Raw genomic sequence first — 17,465 nt, 5'->3', positions numbered from 1 at the left:
ATCGGGGTGAGGCAAGCGGCGGGGTGGTGGAAAGCGGGGTGCCGGCTATCGAGGTCGGTTGCGATCGTCCCTGGCGGGCCTCGAAGGGCGCGGGGCTCTGGAAGGATGCAGTCCACTAATGTATATACGCGTGATGACCTTGGAGGACTCCATGACGATCGTGACCAGTCGAACCTTCAAGAGCGGCAACAGCGAAGCTGTCCGCCTGCCGCGTGATGTGGCGTTCGGCACCGATGTCGAGCTCACGATGGTGCGCTCGGGCGACGTCCTGACAATCTATCCCGCCCGGACCTCGGTCAGCGATTTGGTCAGCCGTCTGGCCGCTCTGCCGCGCCCTGCGACGGTCGAGACGCGTGACGAGGAACCCCTGGCGGAGCGACCGGGCCTGTAGGGTGACCTATCTCCTCGACACCAATATCGCGATCCATCTGCGCGACGGCGACCCTGTGATCACGGCGAGGATCGGCGCCCTGGATGGCGCGATCCTGCTGTCGATCATCACCCGGGTTGAACTGGAGGGCGGTGTCTATCGGGAGTCGGCTGAAGCCGGGCTGCGCCGGGCAAGGCTGGACGTCGTGCTTGACGCCCTGCCGGTGCTGGCCTTCGATCACGAGGCCGCCGACGCCTATCGCAGCATCATCGAGGCGGCCGGCTATTCCCGGCGCAAGATCCTGGATCGGATGATCGCCGCCCAGGCGCTGGTGCACCGCGCCACCCTGGTCACGCGCAACGCGGCGGATTTTCAGGACGTGCCGGGGTTGAAGGTCCTTGAGTGGTAGGGGCTTGCCGGAGAGGCCTTCTCGCCCGGGCGCTGAGGCCGCTCGTTCAGGCGAGGCCTTCGCAGCAAACCGTATCGAACATCAAAAAGGCGTCGCGCAGCGGCGCGTGGACCAGCGTCGCCCGCCACCAGTTCGCTGCTTCAGGACTTGCGGTCTCCAGGACTTTTATGGCTTCGAGCGAACTGACGCAGAAGCCGCTCCTGACCTGAAGTCGACCCCGAACGCCACCATCGAACTGTTCAAGGGATAGCGGCGGTGGCCCGGTTATGACTCCATAGCCGGTAAGGGTTTGCGGTCGCCTGTTGCCTTCTGCCAGAGGCAGTTCAAGCCCCAACCATTTTTCTCTTATCCAAAGGGGGGCTTCCCCCTCTGGAACGGCAATGATCCTTGCTTTCGAATATTCGACGGCCGGCGGCATATCTGACACTCATCACCGCTCAAACACCACCACCCCGTCCACCACGGTCAGCACGGTCTGGGCTTTCAGGATTTCCGCAGGCGGGACGATCATCAGGTCGCGGTCGAAGACCGTCACGTCGGCCTTCTTGCCGGCCTCCAGCGTGCCGCGCGAGCCTTCCGCGAAGGCGGCATAGGCCGGGGCCAGGGTGAGCATCTTCAGGGCCTGGGTGCGGCTGACAGCCTCGTCCAGATGCCAGTCGGCATTGGCGAAGCCGTCCAGGCTGTGGCGATAGACGGCGGCGTAGAACTCGATGCGCGGATCGCCGACCTCGACGGGGGCGTCCGAGCCGGCGGCCACGATCGCGCCGCTCTTCAGCATGTCGTTCCAGCGATAGCCCTCATGCAGCCGGGCCTGGCCCAGGCGGGCCGGGGCGAAATAGAGGTCACCGATGGCGTGGCTGGGCTGCATCGATGCGATGACGCCCATCTTCGAGAAGCGCGGCAGGTCGGAGTCGGCGACGATCTGCGCGTGCTCGATGCGCCAGCGGGCGGTGGTGTCGCCGGCCAGGGTCTCGCCGAACCAGTCCAGGGTCATGCGGTTGCCGCGGTCGCCGATGGCGTGCATGGCCACCTGGGCCTTCACGGCCCGGGCCGCCTTCATCAGGGCCAGACCCTTGTCGCGCTCGGTCAGTTGCAGGCCCAGGCCTTCGGCGTCGCTATAGGGTTCAAGCAGGGCCGCTCCCCGCGAGCCCAGGGCCCCGTCCATATAGAGCTTGATGCCACGCGTGCGGATCAGGCCTGTGCTGTCTTCGAACGGACCGCGCGCCAGCACCTCGGCCGCGCCGCTGGGGTCCATATAGTTGTCGACCCGCAGGCTGAAGGCCTTCTCGGCCGCCAGGGCAGTGAGCAGTTTCAGGTCTCCGGCGTCCACGCTCATATTGCCCAGCCCCGTCCAGCCCCGGGCGGCATAAAGCGCGCCGGCCTTTTTCAGGGCCTCGCGTCGGGTAGCGTCCGAGGGCGGCGGGATGACGTTGCGGACCAGGCTCTGGGCGTGGTCGATCATCATGCCGTCGGGGCCGCCGTCCGGGCCCTTGAGGATCTTGCCGCCTTCGGGGTCGGGGGTCATTGCCGTGACCCCGGCCGCCGCCAGGGCGGCGCTGCTGGCCACCATGGCATGGCCGTCGGCGCGTTGCAGGACGATCACCCGGCCCGGGGCGGCGGCGTCGAGATCGATCCGGTTGGGAAAGCGCTTCTCGGGCCAGTGGGTCTCGATCCAGCCCCGTCCGAAGATCGCACCGTCCGGGTGGGCCTGGGCGTAGGCCTTCACGGCGGCCACCAGTTCGGCGACCGAGGCGGTGGTGTCGAGGTTCAGGGTCATTTCGCGCAGGCCGATGCCGGTCAGGTGGGCATGGGCGTCGACAAAGCCCGGAAAGGCCGTCGCCCCCTTCAGGTCGACATCCCGGGCGTCTTTCGCGGCCTTGCTCTTCGCGGTCTTCAGGTCGCCGACAAACAGGATCGTCCTGTCGCGGATCAGCACGGCTTCGGCCCCGGGCGCGCTTTCGACCCCGGTATGGATCGGGCCGCCATGGATCAGCAGGTCCCCGGCCCGGGCGGTGGTCAGGCTGGTCGCGGCCAGCAGGGCGGCGAGGATGATGCGGCGCATGGCAAAAACTCCCGAAAGGCTCGGTGGGGAGGGTAGGCCACTGCTCGAAAGCCGCAACAGGCCTGTTATGATGCGGGCATGACGGGGCAGGCCTTTGCACTTTTTGACACGCCGATCGGGCGTTGCGGCATCGCCTGGGGCGAGTCGGGCCTGATCGGCATGCAATTGCCGGAGGCGACGGCGGTCGCGGCCTGGGCGCGACTGCGCCAGCGATTCCCCGAGGCCGCCGAATTGCCGCCGCCGCCGGAGATCGAACGGGTGATCGACCGGATCGTGGCTCTGCTGGCTGGAGGCCGTGATGATCTGGCCGATGTGGCGCTGGACCAGACCGGCGTCCCGGCCTTCAACCTGCGGGTCTATGAGATCGCCCGGGCCATCACGCCGGGCCTGACCTCGACCTATGGCGAGGTGGCACGGGCCATGGGGGAGCCGGGCGCGGCACGGGCCGTGGGCAAGGCCCTGGGCGAGAACCCGTGGCCCATCGTTGTGCCCTGTCATCGGGTTCTGGCCGCATCGGGACGCATGGGCGGGTTCACCGCCGACGGCGGCCCCACGACCAAGGCCCGGCTGCTGACCCTGGAGCGCGCCAGAACCAGCGCGACGCCGACCCTGTTTGATCTGGAGTTTTCGGTCGCCCCGCCCCGGGCCTGGCCGGCGGGTTAACGCCCCGGCCGGAATCGGCGAACAGGCACGAAACGAATCATGACCGAATCAGCGACGTTCGCCGATTCAGCCTTTGTTCCCTACAAGCTATTGTAGCTTAACCGCGATTAACCACAAACCGATATCCGTCGGGCCTACTTCCCCGGGGACGGGCAGGTGGGGCTGATCCGGCGGGCATTGAGGGTGGCGGCCATGGGCAGTCCGTTGACGGTCCTGCCGCTGACATCCAGCCGGAAGCTCTCCGGCGTATAGGAGCCCTTGGCGGTCACCGGCGCGGTGCGGCCTTTCTTGTCGGTCCAGACCCCCTTCAGGAGAATCCGGCCGTCGCGGACGACCCGCGTGTCGTAGGCGCAGCTGTAGCGCTTGAGGCAGATGCCGCGGTTGAAGTTCTCGACATCCTTCTGGGTCAGGCAGCGACGGTCGCTGTCGACGGGAATCGGGCCGACCCGGGTGTTGTATTCCCAATGACCGGTGAGAATCGTCGTCGGTGCCTTGGTATCGGCGTCCTGGGGCGGGGCCAGGGCGAGGGCCGCTCCGGCAGCCAGAAGGGCGCAGGCAGTGGCGACAGTGGCCGCGACGGGGACGAGCAAACGCATGGGATTCCTTCTCCTTCTGACGCGTCACTATATAGAGTGCGCAGATGAACCGCGCCTGATGGCGATGTTTGGACGCGTGACAGCCCGGCGCGGCTTGACTCGGCAAGCCCCCTTCGCCTATATCGCCCGCTCTCGCGCGGCGGTCCGCCTCTCGCGCGCCGAATTCATGTTGCGGAGCCTTTGGCTTCGCCCAGCCAAGGTAACGTCATGTCGCGCCGCTGCGAACTCACCGGTATCGGTCCGATGGTCGGCCACAATGTGAGCCACTCGAACATCAAGACCAAGCGCCGCTTCCTGCCGGCCCTGTCGCCCGCCACCCTGGCGTCCGACTCGCTGGGTCAGACCTTCAAGCTGCGCATCAGCAACGCTGCCCTGCGCACCCTGGACTTCAAGGGCGGCCTGGACGTGTTCCTGCTCAACGCCAAGGACGAGCAGCTGTCGCCGCGCGCCCTGAAGATCAAGGCCCAGGTCAAGGCCAAGGCCAAGGCTGCTGCCACGGCCGTCGCCGCCTAAGCGACGATCCGGATCGAAATTGTAAAAGCCCGCGAAGCGCAAGCTTCGCGGGCTTTTTCGTGTCCTGGGGGCGGGGCTCAGCCCTCCAGGGCCCGGCGCGCGGCTTTCGCGACGTCTGGGCCCCTGACAGCGTCCCGCGCCTGCCCGAGGTGTGCCAGGCCATAGGCCAGCCGCCCTTCCCAGTGGTCCAGAAGCGGTGCGCCCGCGCCGAGGGCCGCGTGCATCTGCTCCAGCGTCCGGTCATCGGGAGCCACCCCGTCGAGCCTCTGGCCGGGCTTCTCGGCTGCGGCACCGGCCAGGAAGGCCAGGGCGTGGAAGAGGTGGCTGATCTGACGGGCCAGAAACAGCCGCGCGGTTTCGGCTCCGGTCGGCGCGCGCCCGAAGTAGCGTGTCAGAAACACCGCCTCGGTCTCCGGGGTGCGCGCAAAGACGTTGGCGACCGCCGAGAGATCGACATAGCGATCGGCCAGGAAGGCCGCTTCCCAGTCCACCAGCCAGGGGCGCACGCCGTCATGGACGATGTTGCGGGGATTGACGTCGTTATGGCTGGAGACGTTGTCGACCGGCAGGGGGCGATAGGCCCGTGACAGGCCGCCGAGGGTCTCGCGGATCGTCGCGGCGACATCGGGGGTCGGAAGGGCCGTCGAGAGCACCTGGCCGGCCAGACCTTCCAGCGCATCCAGATAGCCGATCAGCGGCGGGAAGGCGGGCGCGGCGTGGAGTCTGGCCAGCAGACCGGCGAGCTGGGCCATCCTGTCCGGGTCCGCCTTGCCTGGCTGTTCTTCCGGTGTGCCCGGCTGAATGAAGTCGGTTACCGACACGCCATCCTGGTCAGAGCTGAACAGGACGCGGGGGGCCACGCCGGCCTGGGCGGCGATCTGCATGCAGGCATGGGTGCGGGCCGGGTCACGTATCGCGTCGCGGGCGGGCTGGATCCGCAGAAGGCAGGATCGGCCCTGGCGCTCGACCCGATAGACACCGGCCCCGGACAGGCCGCCGGTCAGCGGCGTGATCGAGTCGGGCTCTTCGCCGGCGAAAACCTGTTTCAGGGCGCGCAGGGCGGCGGGGCGGTGGTGATCGGGCAGGGGCATGACACTCTCCAGGGAAGCGTCATATTTACCCGGATGATAATCGAGTCAATATTGTCCGGGTAAAATAGTGGGATGGCCCGTGCCGCTCGGGACAAGCAAAACCCGGCGCGACTGGGTCGCGCCGGGTTTGGTACGCTACTGAAACGGTAGGTTGGTTTAGCGCGCGGCGATCAGGGCGCCCGAGACCGGCTGGGCGGTGTTGTAGGCCGTCAGAGCCGGGCTCTTGATCTTGGCCACGGCGTCATTGACCGAGGCGCGGACGCAAGCGGGGTACAGGTAGCCGGCCAGGGATTCGCTGCGGACGTCCTGCCAGCAAACGGTGCTGGCGGCCTTCACGATGTCGGTCCGGATCTGCTCGGCCGACTTGCCGGCGACCTTGACGCGCAGTTCGGTAGCCGAAGCCGGAGCGGCGACGGTCAGGGCGATGGCCGAAACGGCCAGGGCGATGGTGCGGATCATGTTCGTAGTCCACGAAAGGGGGTTGGGTTCAACCTCCTCCCGACGCGTTCCTCTGACGGTCCGTCCGGTCTCGCCGCTTGTCCGTCAGGAAAAAGCCATAGTCCAGCTTTTCTGGGTGATCAACGATAATGTTGCATCGCACAGTTAATTCCGGCCGTTGCTGCGATGCGGTGCAGCTGGGTCTGCGAGGCCCGCAAGCTGGAGGGCAAAGGGCCCTAGCGGCGTTTCGGCGGCTTCTTTGCCGGCCTCGCCGGCTGGGGCGGCGGCGGTGGGGGCGGGGTCCAGTCGAACGCCATCAGCAGGGTCCGCTCGCCCGGCAGAGCCCCGTCGTCCGACAGCAGATAGACGCGCGTCGCCCCAGAGGGGGCACGGCTGAGTACCACGCCCTCGAAATTGTCCCGCGTGGTCGAGCCGTCGATATGCAGGCTGGCGAACTGAACCTGCCGGGTCGATGGGGCCAGGGGATCGGCAACAAAGCGCAGCAAGCCGCGCCAGCCACGGATCGGGTCGTAGCTGCGGTGCAGGGTGGCTACGGCCTTGCCGTCGAAGGCCGTCATCGCTGTCAGCCCCCAGAGGAAGTCCGGACCGGGCTGGGGCGCGATTGACTGGCAGGTGGTCGACAGCCGGCACAGCCACAGCTCGCCTTCCTCGCCGCCGACCAGATAGGCGTCCGGGCCGGCCACCGGGTAGGCGGCGATGGCCTCCATGCCTTCATTGTCAGGAAAGATGGTCGACGGCATGGGCGCGCGGCGGGGCGGGCCCCAGCCCCCGTCGGGCAGGGCCGGATACAGCCAGATGCGGTGCTGGTGCTCGAAGCTGACCAGCCGGTCGCCATTGGCCAGGATGGCGATCCCCTCGGCATCGCCCGCATCCTTGCCCTGTAGCGGTTGGCCCTCGGGATCCCGGAAGGGCTCCAGCTTGCCGTCGGTCAGGCCGACCAGCCGCCCGGCCTCGTCCAGCTTCAGGCGGGCCGAGACGCGGTCGCCATTATCGGTAACGGCCTGCAGGGTCCCGTCTCCGGCGATCGCCATGTCGGAGAGGCCGTGCAGGCGGGTCGTCTGCGGGCTGGTGATGGCGATGCCGCCCGCATAGCTGAAGCCTTCCAGCATCGTTCGGCCCGGATCGGACGCATCCAGAGGGACCGCGACGGTCTGAAGCACGATGTCGGGGCCGGCCTTCACCGGGGCGGCCGGCAGGGGTGGTGCCGGTGCAGGGCGGGGCGCACAGGCCGCCAGGAGGCCGAGGCCGACGACCAGGCCGATCGACGATCCGGCTCGGATCACGCGGGAACCTTGCGCGCCGGCTTGGGAGCCTGGGCCTGCACGGTCGGCAGGGGCGCCAGAAGGCCGCGAGCCTTCTTCATCGCCCGGGGTTCCTCGTCAAACAGCGAGGCCAGCTGTTCCACCAGCACGCCGCCCAGTTGCTCGACATCGACGATGGTCACGGCCCGGCGATAGTAGCGGGTCACGTCGTGACCGATGCCGATGGCGATCAGCTCGACAGGGCTCTTGTCCTCGATCTCGGCGATGACCTGACGCAAGTGGCGCTCCAGATAGTGGCCCGAATTGACGCTCAGGGTGGAGTCGTCCACCGGTGCGCCGTCGGAGATCACCATCAGAATGCGGCGAGCTTCGGGCCGGCCGACCAGGCGCTGGTGGGCCCACATCAGGGCCTCGCCGTCGATGTTTTCCTTCAGCAGGCCCTCGCGCATCATCAGGCCCAGATTCTTGCGGGCCCGGCGCCAGGGGGAATCGGCGGCCTTGTAGATGATGTGGCGCAGGTCGTTCAGGCGACCCGGCGACGGCGGCTTGCCGGCCTTGACCCATTCGTCGCGGCTGGTGCCACCCTTCCAGGCCCGGGTCGTGAAGCCCAGCACCTCGGTCTTGACCCCGCAGCGCTCCAGCGTGCGGGCCAGGATGTCGGCGCAGACGGCCGCCACCATGATCGGACGACCGCGCATCGAGCCGGAATTGTCGATCAGCAGGGTGACGACCGTGTCGCGGAACTCCTGGTCTTCTTCCTGCTTGAACGAGAGGGGCGCGGTGGGATCGATGATCACCCGGGTCAGGCGGGCGACGTCCAGCATCCCTTCCTCGAGATCGAAGGTCCAGGCCCGGTTCTGCTGGGCCAGCAGCCGGCGCTGCAGCTTGTTGGCGAGGCGCGACACCACGCTGGAGAGGGCCGACAGCTGCTGGTCCAGATAGGCGCGCAGGCGGGTCAGTTCCTCGGCGTCGCAGAGGTCTTCGGCCGGCACCACCTCGTCATAGGCATTGGTGAAGATCTTGTAGGCCGGCTCTCCGGGCTGGGCCGGGCCACTGTCCGGACGGGCCGGCTTGGCGCCGTCGCCCATTTCCGGCGCCTCCTCGGTGTCCTCGGGCTCGCCCTCCTGCTCGGACTGGACCATTTCCTCGTCACCGGCTTCGGTGTCGCGGTCCGAGGCCTCGGACTCCTGGGGCGAGGAGCCCTCGGACTGTTCGCCCTCGCCTTCACCTTCGTCCTCGTCGGAGTTTTCGGTCGGCTGGTCTTCCTGGCCTTCTTCCTCGTCCGAGGTCTCGCTGGCGTCGGACAGCTCTTCGCCGAGGTCGAGGTCGCGCAGGATCTCGCGCGTCACCCGGGCGAAGGCCGCCTGGTCGTCGATGGCGGCGGCGAGGCGGTCGAGGTCCTTGCCCGCCTTCAGCTCGATGTCGTTGCGCAGGATATCGACCAGGGCCCGGGCGCCTTCGGGGGGCGCATCGCCGGTCAGGCGCTCGCGCACCATCAGGCCGAGGATCTCGGCCATCGGCGCGGACTGGCGGTCCAGCGCCACATTGCGAGTCAGGCCCTGCTTTTCGAGGCGGGCCTCGAGGGCGGCGGTGAGGTTGCCGCGCACACCGCCCATGGCATTGGCCCCGATGGCCTCCAGCCGGGCCTGCTCAATCGACTCGAAGGCCGCCTGGCCGTCGGGGGAACTGGGCCGCGCGCGGGCATGGGCGACGGCGTCATGATGGGCCAGGCGCAGGGCCATCTGGTCGGCCAGCCCCCGGATCCGGGCGGCCTCGCGGCTGTTCAGGTCGCGCGGCGGATGCGGCAGGATCGCCCGCTTGCCCAGCAGCTGGGGCCCGTCGCCCGAGAAGACGACCTCGAGGTCCGGCGTTTCGGCAAGCGAGCGCGCGGCGTGCGCCAGGGCGCGCTTGAAGGGTTCGGTCGGGTTTTCGGGCTTGGACGCCATGACTATCGGTTACCGGTGGACGGCGGCGAAGACAAGGAACGCCGCACGGTCTGGAGGGTTGTTTCCGCAGAAGCGCTGCCGGCTTCCCGTCGAAGGAAAACTGCCATGCTGAAGTGGGCCATCATTCTTGCCGTTGTCGCCCTGATCGCCGGGGCCCTGGGGTTCACCGGGATCGCGGGGGCTGCCGCCGGCATCGCCAAGATCCTGTTCTTCCTGTTCCTGATCGGCTTCGTGGTCGTGCTGCTGCTCGGGGCCACCGTGTTCAGGACCGTGTCCAAATAGGGCTCTGCCGCGAGGCTGGTCCACCGGACCCGCCTCGCGGCCCTGCATCCGGGTCTATCGGGTGCCGTAAGCCTTCGACTGCTCGCCGACCAGGGCCACCAGATCACCCATGGCCAGATTGACGTCGATCAGGTGCAGGCCCCAGTCCTTCAGCGGCTGGCCAAAGATCAGGATGTCGCCGGTGATCTCGTCGACCCGGGGGTCGGCGGGGTCTGCGTTGACGTCCACCGACAGGTAGGTGAAGTCGCCGGCGCTGACGCAGTGGCCCGAGACCAGGCCCGGCGTCGCCACGAACGGGGTGGTGACCTTAAGACCCTTGGCCCAGGGCTTGGGCGTCGCCGCCGAGCTGCCCATGCCGAGCGCGCTGAAATACGAGCCCAGCACCACCGGGTCGGCCTGGCCCTTGCCGGCCAGCAGGGCCGCCGGATTGACGCAGGCCGAGCGCAGGCCTTGAGGATCGGTGCGGCCGAAGCGGCTGTTGGCCGGCGGCGGCGCGGTGGTCCGGAACGAGACGTAGGACACCAGACAGCCCGTCTGGCCGGCGTTGCTGCAGGACGGGATCGAGCCGTAGTTGCCGGCCGTATCGACGGGCGTGTTCATCCCGAGGATCAGGGCCGACACCATCTGCTTCTGGGCCGGCTTGCCGTCGATCTCTTCCTTCAGAAGCTGCAGGATCATCCGCGAGCCCTGGCTGTGACCGATCAGGACGACGCCGCGGCCGTTGTTCTGGTGGGTCATATAGTGGTTCCAGGCGTCGCGGACGTCGCCATAGGCGAGGGCAGCATCGCCCCCCTGGCCGCCCATCATCACCTTGCGCAGGGCCGCCAGGGTGATCTGGCGATACATCGGCGCATAGAGTTTGCACTGGGCGGCAAAGCGCGCCAGCTGCTGGTTGACCACCGAGCGTTCGGCCTCGTCGATGCTCATGTCGCTGTTGGGGCCCGGATCGGTCGAGACCGTCGGATAGACATAGAAGCAGTCGATCGGCGGGGCTTCGGCGGGCTTGAAGGTCTCGATACTGGCCTTGCCGTCAGTGGCGACGACCGTCGTGGTCTGGTCGGCGGCGCAGGCGTCGGCCCGGCCCGGCAGGCACAGCCACGACTCGGCCTTGCCGTAGTCATTGGCCGAAGCCGTCGCCGGCGTCTGGGCGCAGGCGGCCCCGCCCAGCAGCAGGCCGGCGGTCAGGCCGAGGCCGGTCAGGACCCGGCGAACCGGCATCATCTTGGACATGGTTTCCCCCACTTTGCGCTCAAACGCTTGTTCGGAAGAGGATGCGGGAAACTGCGCCGCCCGCCAAGCGGCAAGATCGCGGCGGCACGACCTCCGGTCTGGCCCCGGGCTTGCGGCGCGAGCGGTCTGCTGTCGCAAAACGGCACAGTCCTGCGTGTTTGACCTTCCAAGGCGTGACCATGACCCTCAAGACCCTTCTGCTCGTCGGCTCCATGGCAGCCCTCGCTGGTGCCACCGCGCCGGTCGCGATCCGCCCGGCCCTGGCCGACGGCTATCCCGCCTGCCTGTGCAAGCCTGCCAAGCCGGTTGTGAAGCGCAAGGTCGTCAAGCGTCGTCCCGCGCCCGTGAAGGTCGTCTATGTCGACCGGCCGGTGGACCGCGTGGTCGAGAAAATCGTCGAGCGCCGGGTCGAGGTTCCCGTGGACCGGATCGTGGAAAAGATCGTCGAACGGCCCGTCGAGCGCATCGTGGAAAAGCCTGTCTATGTGGACCGTCCCGTTGACCGCCCCGTGGATCGCATTGTCGAGAAGATCGTCGAGCGCCGCGTCGAGGTGCCGGTCGACCGTCCTGTGGACCGCATCGTCGAAAAGGTGGTCGAGCGCCGGGTCGAAGTGCCCGTCGACCGGGTGGTCGAGAAGGTCGTCGACCGTCCGGTCTATGTGGACCGCGTGATCGACCGTCCCGTCTATATCGAGCGTCCGATGCCGGCCCCGCTTCCCGAGCTGCGCCGCGTCTATGTCGAGCCCGTCCGGCCGATGCCGGCCCATGGCTGTGACTGTGAGGTCCGGGGCCATGATGCCGGGGCCTATGGCAGCAGCCAGGTCCTCCATGACAGCCGCGACGTCTCCGGCAGCGCGGTCTACGAGTCGAGCCAGAGCGGCTACAGCTATGGCTATGAGAGCCGCAGCGCCTATGGCGACGCGTCTTATGGCGATCAGAGCGGTGGCGGGTATTACGGCTCCAATGTCCGCTACGGCGTGGGCGGCGGCTGGCACCCGCAGGGTGCCCTGCCGATGCCGGGCCCCGACAGGCCGCAGGGTCATGACAGCTATCGTGGGCCGGTTCCGGGCGAGGCCTATGACCAGGGGCCCCGCGTCAACAGCCGCGGCCACACCCAGCCCCGCCGCCCCGACCGTTACGGGCAGTAGGGTTTCAGGGTCTCAGACCGGCAGCCAGCGGCGGGGAAACTTGTCGCCGAGGGCCCGGGTTTCGCCCGGTCTGAGGCCCAGCTCGACCATCCGGTAGGCGACGATCTCGCGCAGGGCCTCGACCGGCTCGACGCCCCGGAACGGGCTGGACGCCACGCCGCCGGCCTCCAGCGCCCGGTCCACGGCCGACCACTCGGCCTGGGCCCGGTCGGCCTTGCCGACCCCGAAATAGTGCCGCACCGGATAGGGCTCGCCTGCCACCTCGACCATCACGCCGATGACCCAGCCTTGAACGATCAGATCGGCATCGGGGCGCTGGCGGAACATGGCTGCTGCTTGGCCGGGCGCGAGGGCGGCGTCAACCGATCGTTCCGGTCTTCGGCTCGTCTGGTCCCTCTCTCTTGGAGAGAGGGCGGGGGGAGCGTGAACATGGGCCGGGTAGAACAGGACACGCTCCACCAGATTCAATTCCCTTGTCATCCCGGCCGTAGCGTAGCGGAGCGCCGGGACCCAGGGAGTGCCTCACTGCCGTCGCCCCTGGGTCCCGGCGCTCCCGCCCTCACGGGCGTCCGGCCGGGATGACAAGGTATTTGGCGGTGTGGGGCCGCGCCCCGAAGGGAACTTTCGGGATTCCACTGTGGGCGGCCGGCGACCTTTTCGCCCTGCTACTGGCTCACTCGGCTCACGACGAAATCGTTGAACTGTGAACCCGCGAGTTCACGCTCGATGACTTCCGCCGCGATCTTGTAGTCAACCACCAGACAGAAGGCTTCCATTGACCCGGAGCCGATCGATCCTCCGTCGCAATGACCAAGGCCGCGCCACCCGGTCAGTTCGTTCAGAAAGTCCTCCAGCGCGTGTCGCTGACGAAGATGTCGCTTTGTGCCCGCTCCAGTGATTGCCTTGCTGACCAAAAGGCCGATGTGCTTCGTTTCCGGAACAGCCGCAAAGCCGTCAGCCTTCGCCTCTGCAGCTATGGCCTCCATCACCTCTCGCTGCCGAACCGGCCCTGACGCCGCATGTTGCGAGGTAGAGCCCCGTTCGCCGTAGACGCCGACATGCTCGACGACATTTTCGCCGTCGGCCCAGGCTTCACGATACAGCAACCGTCCATCTTGGCGCTTGTAGAGCTTAAGCGTCTCAGGGGCTCGCACGGCATCCTCGAGCCGCTGGAGATAGGCGTGAATCTTGTGCGGCTGGAGCGCGACAATCCCTTGTTTGAACACTTCGGCCTCAAAGGCACTTGGAGGCTGGAAGCCGATGGATGGCCTTTGTCCCGACCCATTTTCAAAAGCGTAGACAGGCTTGAGCGAGAGCAAGGGCTGGGGAGGAGAAACCGCCAACTGTTCCGCCACGGTCTCGATCAGTCGTGACAGGCTCGACCGCTCGTCAGGCGTCAACCGCGTCTTGTGAACAGATGAGAGTGCCGCCTGACTGGCCTTTGCTACCGCACGGACACGATCAGCCCAACGGGCACCGATCCACGCGTCATATTCGAGGTAGGCCTCGGTAAAGAAGACGCCACTGTCGCGCGAATAGCTGGCGCGACCCTTGCCTGGCGGCTGCATGACCGGATGCGCAACGCCGAAGCAAAACGCCAGTTCACTGATCTTCTCGAAACGGGGCTCAAGTTCGGCGAGACGAGCGAGCGAAATCCCGAACGCTTCGACCGTCTGATCCATCGCCGCCTTGACGTCCTCAGACATGAACGTCAGGCGCATAGTGGTGAGCATAGGGTCGTCGCCTGCGGTGGTTGAAAGCGCAGATGAGGCGTGAAAGCGAATGTCTGCAAGGGGGCGGACGAGGCTTGGCATCGCTTGACGATCCAGACAGTCGCTCTCTCTATGAGAGAGGGACTGTCGCCGCCGCCTCATGCCGCACCGACCAAAGAAAAAGGGCGGAGCCTTGCGGCTCCGCCCTTCTCTTGTTGGTTCAGCGAAGGCTGACCGGACTTTTTAGAAATCCATGTCGCCCATGCCGCCCATGCCGCCCGGAGGGCCACCGGCCGGAGCGCTCTTCTTGGGCGCTTCGACGATGGCGGCTTCGGTGGTGATCAGCAGGCCGGCCACCGAGGCGGCGTCTTGCAGAGCCGTACGGACAACCTTGGCCGGGTCGATGACGCCGTCGGCGACCAGGTCGACATACTGCTCGGTCTGGGCGTTGAAGCCGAACGAGGCGCTGGTGCTTTCCAGGACCTTGCCGACCACGATCGAGCCTTCAACGCCGGCGTTCTCGGCGATCTGACGGATCGGGGCCTGCAGGGCGCGACGGACGATGGCGATGCCGGCGGTCTGGTCGGCGTTGTCGCCGGTCAGGCCCACCAGGGCTTGCGAGGCCTTCAGCAGGGCGGTGCCGCCACCGGGGACGATGCCTTCGTCGGCGGCCGCGCGGGTCGCGTTCAGGGCGTCGTCAACGCGGTCCTTCTTTTCCTTCACTTCGACTTCGGTCGAGCCGCCGACGCGGATCACGGCAACACCGCCGGCCAGCTTGGCCAGACGCTCTTGCAGCTTTTCCTTGTCGTAGTCCGAGGTGGTGTCTTCGATCTGGCGCTTGATCTGGGCGATACGGGCTTCGATCGCGTCCTTCTCACCGATACCGTCGACGATGGTGGTGTCGTCCTTGGTGATCGAGACCTTCTTGGCCTTGCCGAGCATTTCGAGCGAAACGTTCTCGAGCTTGATGCCGAGGTCTTCCGACACGACCTGCGCGCCGGTCAGGATGGCGATGTCTTCCAGCATGGCCTTGCGGCGGTCGCCGAAGCCCGGAGCCTTGACGGCGGCGACGCGCAGGCCACCGCGCAGCTTGTTGACCACCAGGGTGGCCAGGGCTTCGCCCTCGACGTCCTCGGCGATGATCACCAGCGGACGGCCCGACTGGACGACGGCTTCCAGCACCGGCAGCAGCGGCTGCAGCGAGGAGAGCTTCTTTTCGAACAGCAGGATGAGCGGCTCTTCGAGCTGAACTTCCATCTTGTCGGGGTTGGTGATGAAGTAGGGCGACAGGTAGCCGCGGTCGAACTGCATGCCTTCGACGACGTCGAGTTCGGTCTCGGCGGTCTTGGCTTCTTCGACGGTGATGACGCCTTCGTTGCCGACCTTGTCCATGGCGCGAGCGATCATGTCGCCCACTTCCTTGTCGCCGTTGGCCGAGATGGTGCCGACCTGCGCGATTTCAGCGTTGGTGGTGACCTTCTTCGACGACGCCTTGATCTCGGCGACGACGATGCCGACCGCCTTGTCGATGCCGCGCTTCAGGTCCATCGGGTTCATGCCGGCGGCAACCGACTTGAGGCCTTCCTGGACGATGGCTTGCGCCAGGACGGTGGCGGTGGTGGTGCCGTCGCCGGCCTTGTCGTTGGTCTTGCTGGCGACTTCGCGGATCATCTGCGCGCCGAGGTTCTCGAAGCGGTCAGCCAGTTCGATTTCCTTGGCGACCGAGACGCCGTCCTTGGTCGAGCGCGGGGCGCCGAAGGACTTTTCGATCACGACGTTACGACCCTTGGGGCCGAGGGTCACCTTCACCGCATTGGCGAGGATGTTGACGCCGCGCAGCATCTTGTCGCGCGCGTCCGAGGAGAAATAAACGTCTTTAGCGGCCATGTGTATGAGCCCTTCTTAAAGAGAAATTGGAGTTGGAAAGTCGTTCGGACGGAGGAGGGCTTAGGCCTCGACCACGCCCAGAACGTCGCTTTCCTTCATGATCAGCAGGTCTTGACCATCGACCTTCACTTCGGTGCCCGACCACTTGCCGAACAGGATGCGATCGCCGGCCTTCACGTCGAGGGCGACAACGTCACCCTTGTCGTTGCGGGCACCGGGGCCGACGGCGACGACTTCGCCTTCCTGCGGCTTTTCCTTGGCGGTGTCAGGGATGATGATCCCGCCCTTGGTCTTGGTTTCTTCTTCGACGCGCTTCACGAGGACGCGGTCGCCCAGGGGACGAAATTTCATGGTTGTTCTCCGTCGGGACGGTTATCGATAAAAGGGGTCGCCGGCGAGGGAAGCGCTGCTGTTAGCAGTCTACCCCCTTGAGTGCCAACGAGGCGCTTGAGTTAGGTCCGCCCCCCGGGGGAGTCAAGGACGGGCCCCGCGAAGTTTTTGCGATGACGGTTAAGAAAGGGCGGGAAATGTTCGATCACCTGGGGTTCGGCGTCACCGATTTTCAGCGCGCCGTCGATTTCTACGACCGGGCCCTGGCCCCGCTGGGGATCAAGCGTCTCTACACCGTTCCGCCGGAGCACAGCGGCGGTGTCGAGGCCACCGGCTATGGCGTGACGCGGCCGCAGTTCTGGATCTCCGGCGGCGGCGACACCTTCGGCCGGCTGCATGTCTGTTTTGCGGCCTCGAGCCGCGCGATGGTCGAGGCGTTCCATGCCGAGGCCCTGGCCGCCGGCGGGCGCGACAACGGTCCGCCCGGACTTCGCCCACATTACCATCCAGACTATTATGGCGCCTTCGTGCTCGACCCCGACGGGTTCAATGTCGAGGCCGTCTGCCACACGCCGGCCTGATCTGACCTTTTGGAGCGCCCTGCGCATGTCGAACTACGCCCTGTCGCTGCTGATGGCCGTCATCGCCTGTGTGATCGGCGGAGCCTTCGGGGGCATGGCCCTGGCCAGACCGCTGGCCGATGTCGGCGTGCAGGCGGCGGGGCCGGACAACCGGGTCCAGGCGCGGGCGTTCGGCGGGCTGCTGGTGCTGGCCCACGGCGGGGCTGCGCTTTACCTCGGCTACCAGCCGTCGGTCGGGGCGGCGATGGCCTTTGCCCTGGCGCTGGCCTGGTTCGGCTCTGCCCTGGGCCGTGTCGTCGCCATTCGCCGCGACGGCGTTTCGGCCCGGGCCGAGACCGGCAATCTGGTGTTCGAGATCCTGATCGGCCTGACGCTCAGCCTGCCGTTCTTCAATGCCGGCCGGCTGGTGCTGCACGGCGGGATGATCGCCTAGAGGGTGACGCCCTCGTGCCGTAGCAGCCAGGCCTTGCGCTGCAGCCCGCCGGCATAGCCGGTCAGGGCACCGGTCGCGCCGATCAGCCGATGGCAGGGCACGAGGATGGCTATGGGATTGGCGCCGTTGGCCGCGCCGACGGCCCGCATGCTGGTGGGTCTGCCGATCTGCGCCGCGAGGGCGGCGTAGGTCGCGGTCGTGCCAGGCGCGATCGTGGTCAGGGCGGTCCAGACCTGTCGCTGGAACGCCGTGCCGCCGGTGGCCCAGGGGATGGCGACAAGGGCCGCAAGATCACCCTCGAAATAGGCCGAAAGGTCCGCCCTTACGCTGGCGGGCGCCGGGCCATCGTCCAGATGAGGCTCGCCATAGTGCCGGTGCAGCAGCCGCAGCATGCGCGGGGCATAGTCATGGAAATCCAGGGCTCGCACCGCGCCGGTCTGGTCGGTGACCAGCAGGATCTCGCCAAGCGGCGAGGGGAGGCGGTCGAGGTG

At 67.1% G+C, this 17,465-nt stretch carries 21 protein-coding genes; 8 read left to right on the top strand and 13 right to left on the bottom strand.

Annotation, left to right across the window (positions count from 1 at the left end; all coding sequences use genetic code 11):
* The first annotated feature begins 151 nt into the window (after window positions 1–151).
* Together DBR10_RS02700 and DBR10_RS02695 are read left to right on the top strand one after the other, a co-directional pair.
* Window positions 152–391 (top strand): antitoxin, encoded by a 240-nt coding sequence (locus tag DBR10_RS02700; RefSeq protein WP_108503903.1) that lies wholly within the window; start codon window positions 152–154, stop codon window positions 389–391.
* A gap of 1 nt (window position 392) precedes the next feature.
* Window positions 393–779 carry a type II toxin-antitoxin system VapC family toxin gene (locus DBR10_RS02695; RefSeq protein ID WP_108503889.1) on the top strand — a complete coding sequence of 129 codons (387 nt, stop codon included), beginning with the start codon at window positions 393–395 and terminating at the stop codon, window positions 777–779.
* Window positions 780–825: 46 nt separating this feature from the next.
* Here the strand turns inward: DBR10_RS02695 and DBR10_RS18835 are convergent, their stop codons facing one another.
* Together DBR10_RS18835 and DBR10_RS02690 are read right to left on the bottom strand one after the other, a co-directional pair.
* Window positions 826–1,197, bottom strand: coding sequence for a hypothetical protein (locus DBR10_RS18835; protein ID WP_146184063.1), 372 nt, complete (start codon window positions 1,195–1,197; stop codon window positions 826–828).
* A 12-nt stretch (window positions 1,198–1,209) separates the two neighbouring features.
* On the bottom strand, window positions 1,210–2,841 hold the full coding sequence (locus DBR10_RS02690; protein ID WP_108503890.1) for an amidohydrolase: 1,632 nt from the start codon (window positions 2,839–2,841) through the stop codon (window positions 1,210–1,212).
* A gap of 78 nt (window positions 2,842–2,919) precedes the next feature.
* Between DBR10_RS02690 and DBR10_RS02685 the strand changes: the two genes are divergently transcribed.
* A complete protein-coding gene (locus DBR10_RS02685) occupies window positions 2,920–3,504 on the top strand; it encodes a methylated-DNA--[protein]-cysteine S-methyltransferase (RefSeq protein ID WP_108503891.1) in 585 nt (194 codons plus the stop codon).
* A gap of 134 nt (window positions 3,505–3,638) precedes the next feature.
* Here DBR10_RS02685 and DBR10_RS02680 read toward each other — a convergent pair whose 3' ends face one another.
* The gene (locus DBR10_RS02680) at window positions 3,639–4,100 is read right to left on the bottom strand and encodes a DUF3617 domain-containing protein (protein WP_108490261.1); all 462 of its coding nucleotides are present in this window, start codon (window positions 4,098–4,100) and stop codon (window positions 3,639–3,641) included.
* 207 nt (window positions 4,101–4,307) lie between these two features.
* On the opposite strand from DBR10_RS02680, the gene rpmB reads away from it, so the two are divergent.
* Entirely contained in the window at window positions 4,308–4,613 is a 306-nt protein-coding gene (rpmB, locus tag DBR10_RS02675) for a 50S ribosomal protein L28 (RefSeq protein ID WP_108503892.1), read from the top strand.
* A gap of 77 nt (window positions 4,614–4,690) precedes the next feature.
* Here rpmB and DBR10_RS02670 read toward each other — a convergent pair whose 3' ends face one another.
* From DBR10_RS02670 to cobT, 4 genes are all read right to left on the bottom strand, one after another.
* Window positions 4,691–5,704 carry a phosphotransferase gene (locus DBR10_RS02670; RefSeq protein ID WP_108503893.1) on the bottom strand — a complete coding sequence of 338 codons (1,014 nt, stop codon included), beginning with the start codon at window positions 5,702–5,704 and terminating at the stop codon, window positions 4,691–4,693.
* A 156-nt stretch (window positions 5,705–5,860) separates the two neighbouring features.
* On the bottom strand, window positions 5,861–6,163 hold the full coding sequence (locus tag DBR10_RS02665) for a hypothetical protein (RefSeq protein WP_108503894.1): 303 nt from the start codon (window positions 6,161–6,163) through the stop codon (window positions 5,861–5,863).
* A 215-nt stretch (window positions 6,164–6,378) separates the two neighbouring features.
* Window positions 6,379–7,446 (bottom strand): esterase-like activity of phytase family protein, encoded by a 1,068-nt coding sequence (locus tag DBR10_RS02660; protein ID WP_335582542.1) that lies wholly within the window; start codon window positions 7,444–7,446, stop codon window positions 6,379–6,381.
* Window positions 7,443–9,371, bottom strand: a complete 1,929-nt coding sequence (cobT, locus tag DBR10_RS02655; RefSeq protein WP_108503895.1) for a cobaltochelatase subunit CobT — start codon at window positions 9,369–9,371, stop codon at window positions 7,443–7,445. Before cobT ends, DBR10_RS02660 begins: the two co-directional genes overlap by 4 nt.
* 105 nt (window positions 9,372–9,476) lie before the next feature.
* On the opposite strand from cobT, the gene DBR10_RS02650 reads away from it, so the two are divergent.
* On the top strand, window positions 9,477–9,653 hold the full coding sequence (locus DBR10_RS02650; protein ID WP_108503896.1) for a DUF1328 domain-containing protein: 177 nt from the start codon (window positions 9,477–9,479) through the stop codon (window positions 9,651–9,653).
* Window positions 9,654–9,707: 54 nt separating this feature from the next.
* On the opposite strand, the gene DBR10_RS02645 is transcribed toward DBR10_RS02650, so the two are convergent.
* A complete protein-coding gene (locus DBR10_RS02645; RefSeq protein ID WP_233243213.1) occupies window positions 9,708–10,883 on the bottom strand; it encodes a DUF3089 domain-containing protein in 1,176 nt (391 codons plus the stop codon).
* Between the two features lie 179 nt (window positions 10,884–11,062).
* On the opposite strand from DBR10_RS02645, the gene DBR10_RS02640 reads away from it, so the two are divergent.
* Window positions 11,063–12,031 carry an IMCp domain-containing protein gene (locus DBR10_RS02640; RefSeq protein WP_146184064.1) on the top strand — a complete coding sequence of 323 codons (969 nt, stop codon included), beginning with the start codon at window positions 11,063–11,065 and terminating at the stop codon, window positions 12,029–12,031.
* Window positions 12,032–12,043: 12 nt separating this feature from the next.
* Here the strand turns inward: DBR10_RS02640 and DBR10_RS02635 are convergent, their stop codons facing one another.
* The 4 genes from DBR10_RS02635 to groES form a co-directional block, all read right to left on the bottom strand.
* Window positions 12,044–12,358 (bottom strand): hypothetical protein, encoded by a 315-nt coding sequence (locus DBR10_RS02635; protein WP_108503898.1) that lies wholly within the window; start codon window positions 12,356–12,358, stop codon window positions 12,044–12,046.
* 338 nt (window positions 12,359–12,696) lie between these two features.
* On the bottom strand, window positions 12,697–13,764 hold the full coding sequence (locus tag DBR10_RS02630; RefSeq protein WP_108489586.1) for a hypothetical protein: 1,068 nt from the start codon (window positions 13,762–13,764) through the stop codon (window positions 12,697–12,699).
* 222 nt (window positions 13,765–13,986) lie between these two features.
* A complete protein-coding gene (groL, locus tag DBR10_RS02625) occupies window positions 13,987–15,630 on the bottom strand; it encodes a chaperonin GroEL (RefSeq protein WP_108503899.1) in 1,644 nt (547 codons plus the stop codon).
* A 60-nt stretch (window positions 15,631–15,690) separates the two neighbouring features.
* On the bottom strand, window positions 15,691–15,981 hold the full coding sequence (gene groES, locus DBR10_RS02620) for a co-chaperone GroES (protein WP_010918572.1): 291 nt from the start codon (window positions 15,979–15,981) through the stop codon (window positions 15,691–15,693).
* Between the two features lie 176 nt (window positions 15,982–16,157).
* On the opposite strand from groES, the gene DBR10_RS02615 reads away from it, so the two are divergent.
* Window positions 16,158–16,541, top strand: coding sequence for a VOC family protein (locus DBR10_RS02615; RefSeq protein ID WP_108503900.1), 384 nt, complete (start codon window positions 16,158–16,160; stop codon window positions 16,539–16,541).
* 25 nt (window positions 16,542–16,566) lie between these two features.
* The gene (locus DBR10_RS02610; protein WP_108503901.1) at window positions 16,567–16,974 is read left to right on the top strand and encodes a DUF4345 family protein; all 408 of its coding nucleotides are present in this window, start codon (window positions 16,567–16,569) and stop codon (window positions 16,972–16,974) included.
* Here the strand turns inward: DBR10_RS02610 and DBR10_RS02605 are convergent.
* Window positions 16,971–17,465: methylated-DNA--[protein]-cysteine S-methyltransferase (locus tag DBR10_RS02605; protein ID WP_108503902.1), on the bottom strand; the 495-nt coding region annotated here is incomplete at its 5' end. The two genes, DBR10_RS02610 and DBR10_RS02605, sit on opposite strands and share 4 nt — an antisense overlap.

It is taken from the genome of Caulobacter sp. HMWF025, assembly GCF_003060965.1.
Classification (GTDB): Bacteria; Pseudomonadota; Alphaproteobacteria; order Caulobacterales; family Caulobacteraceae; genus Caulobacter.
Note: the sequence above shows the minus strand (reverse complement) of the source record. Positions and strands in the feature narration are given on the sequence as shown.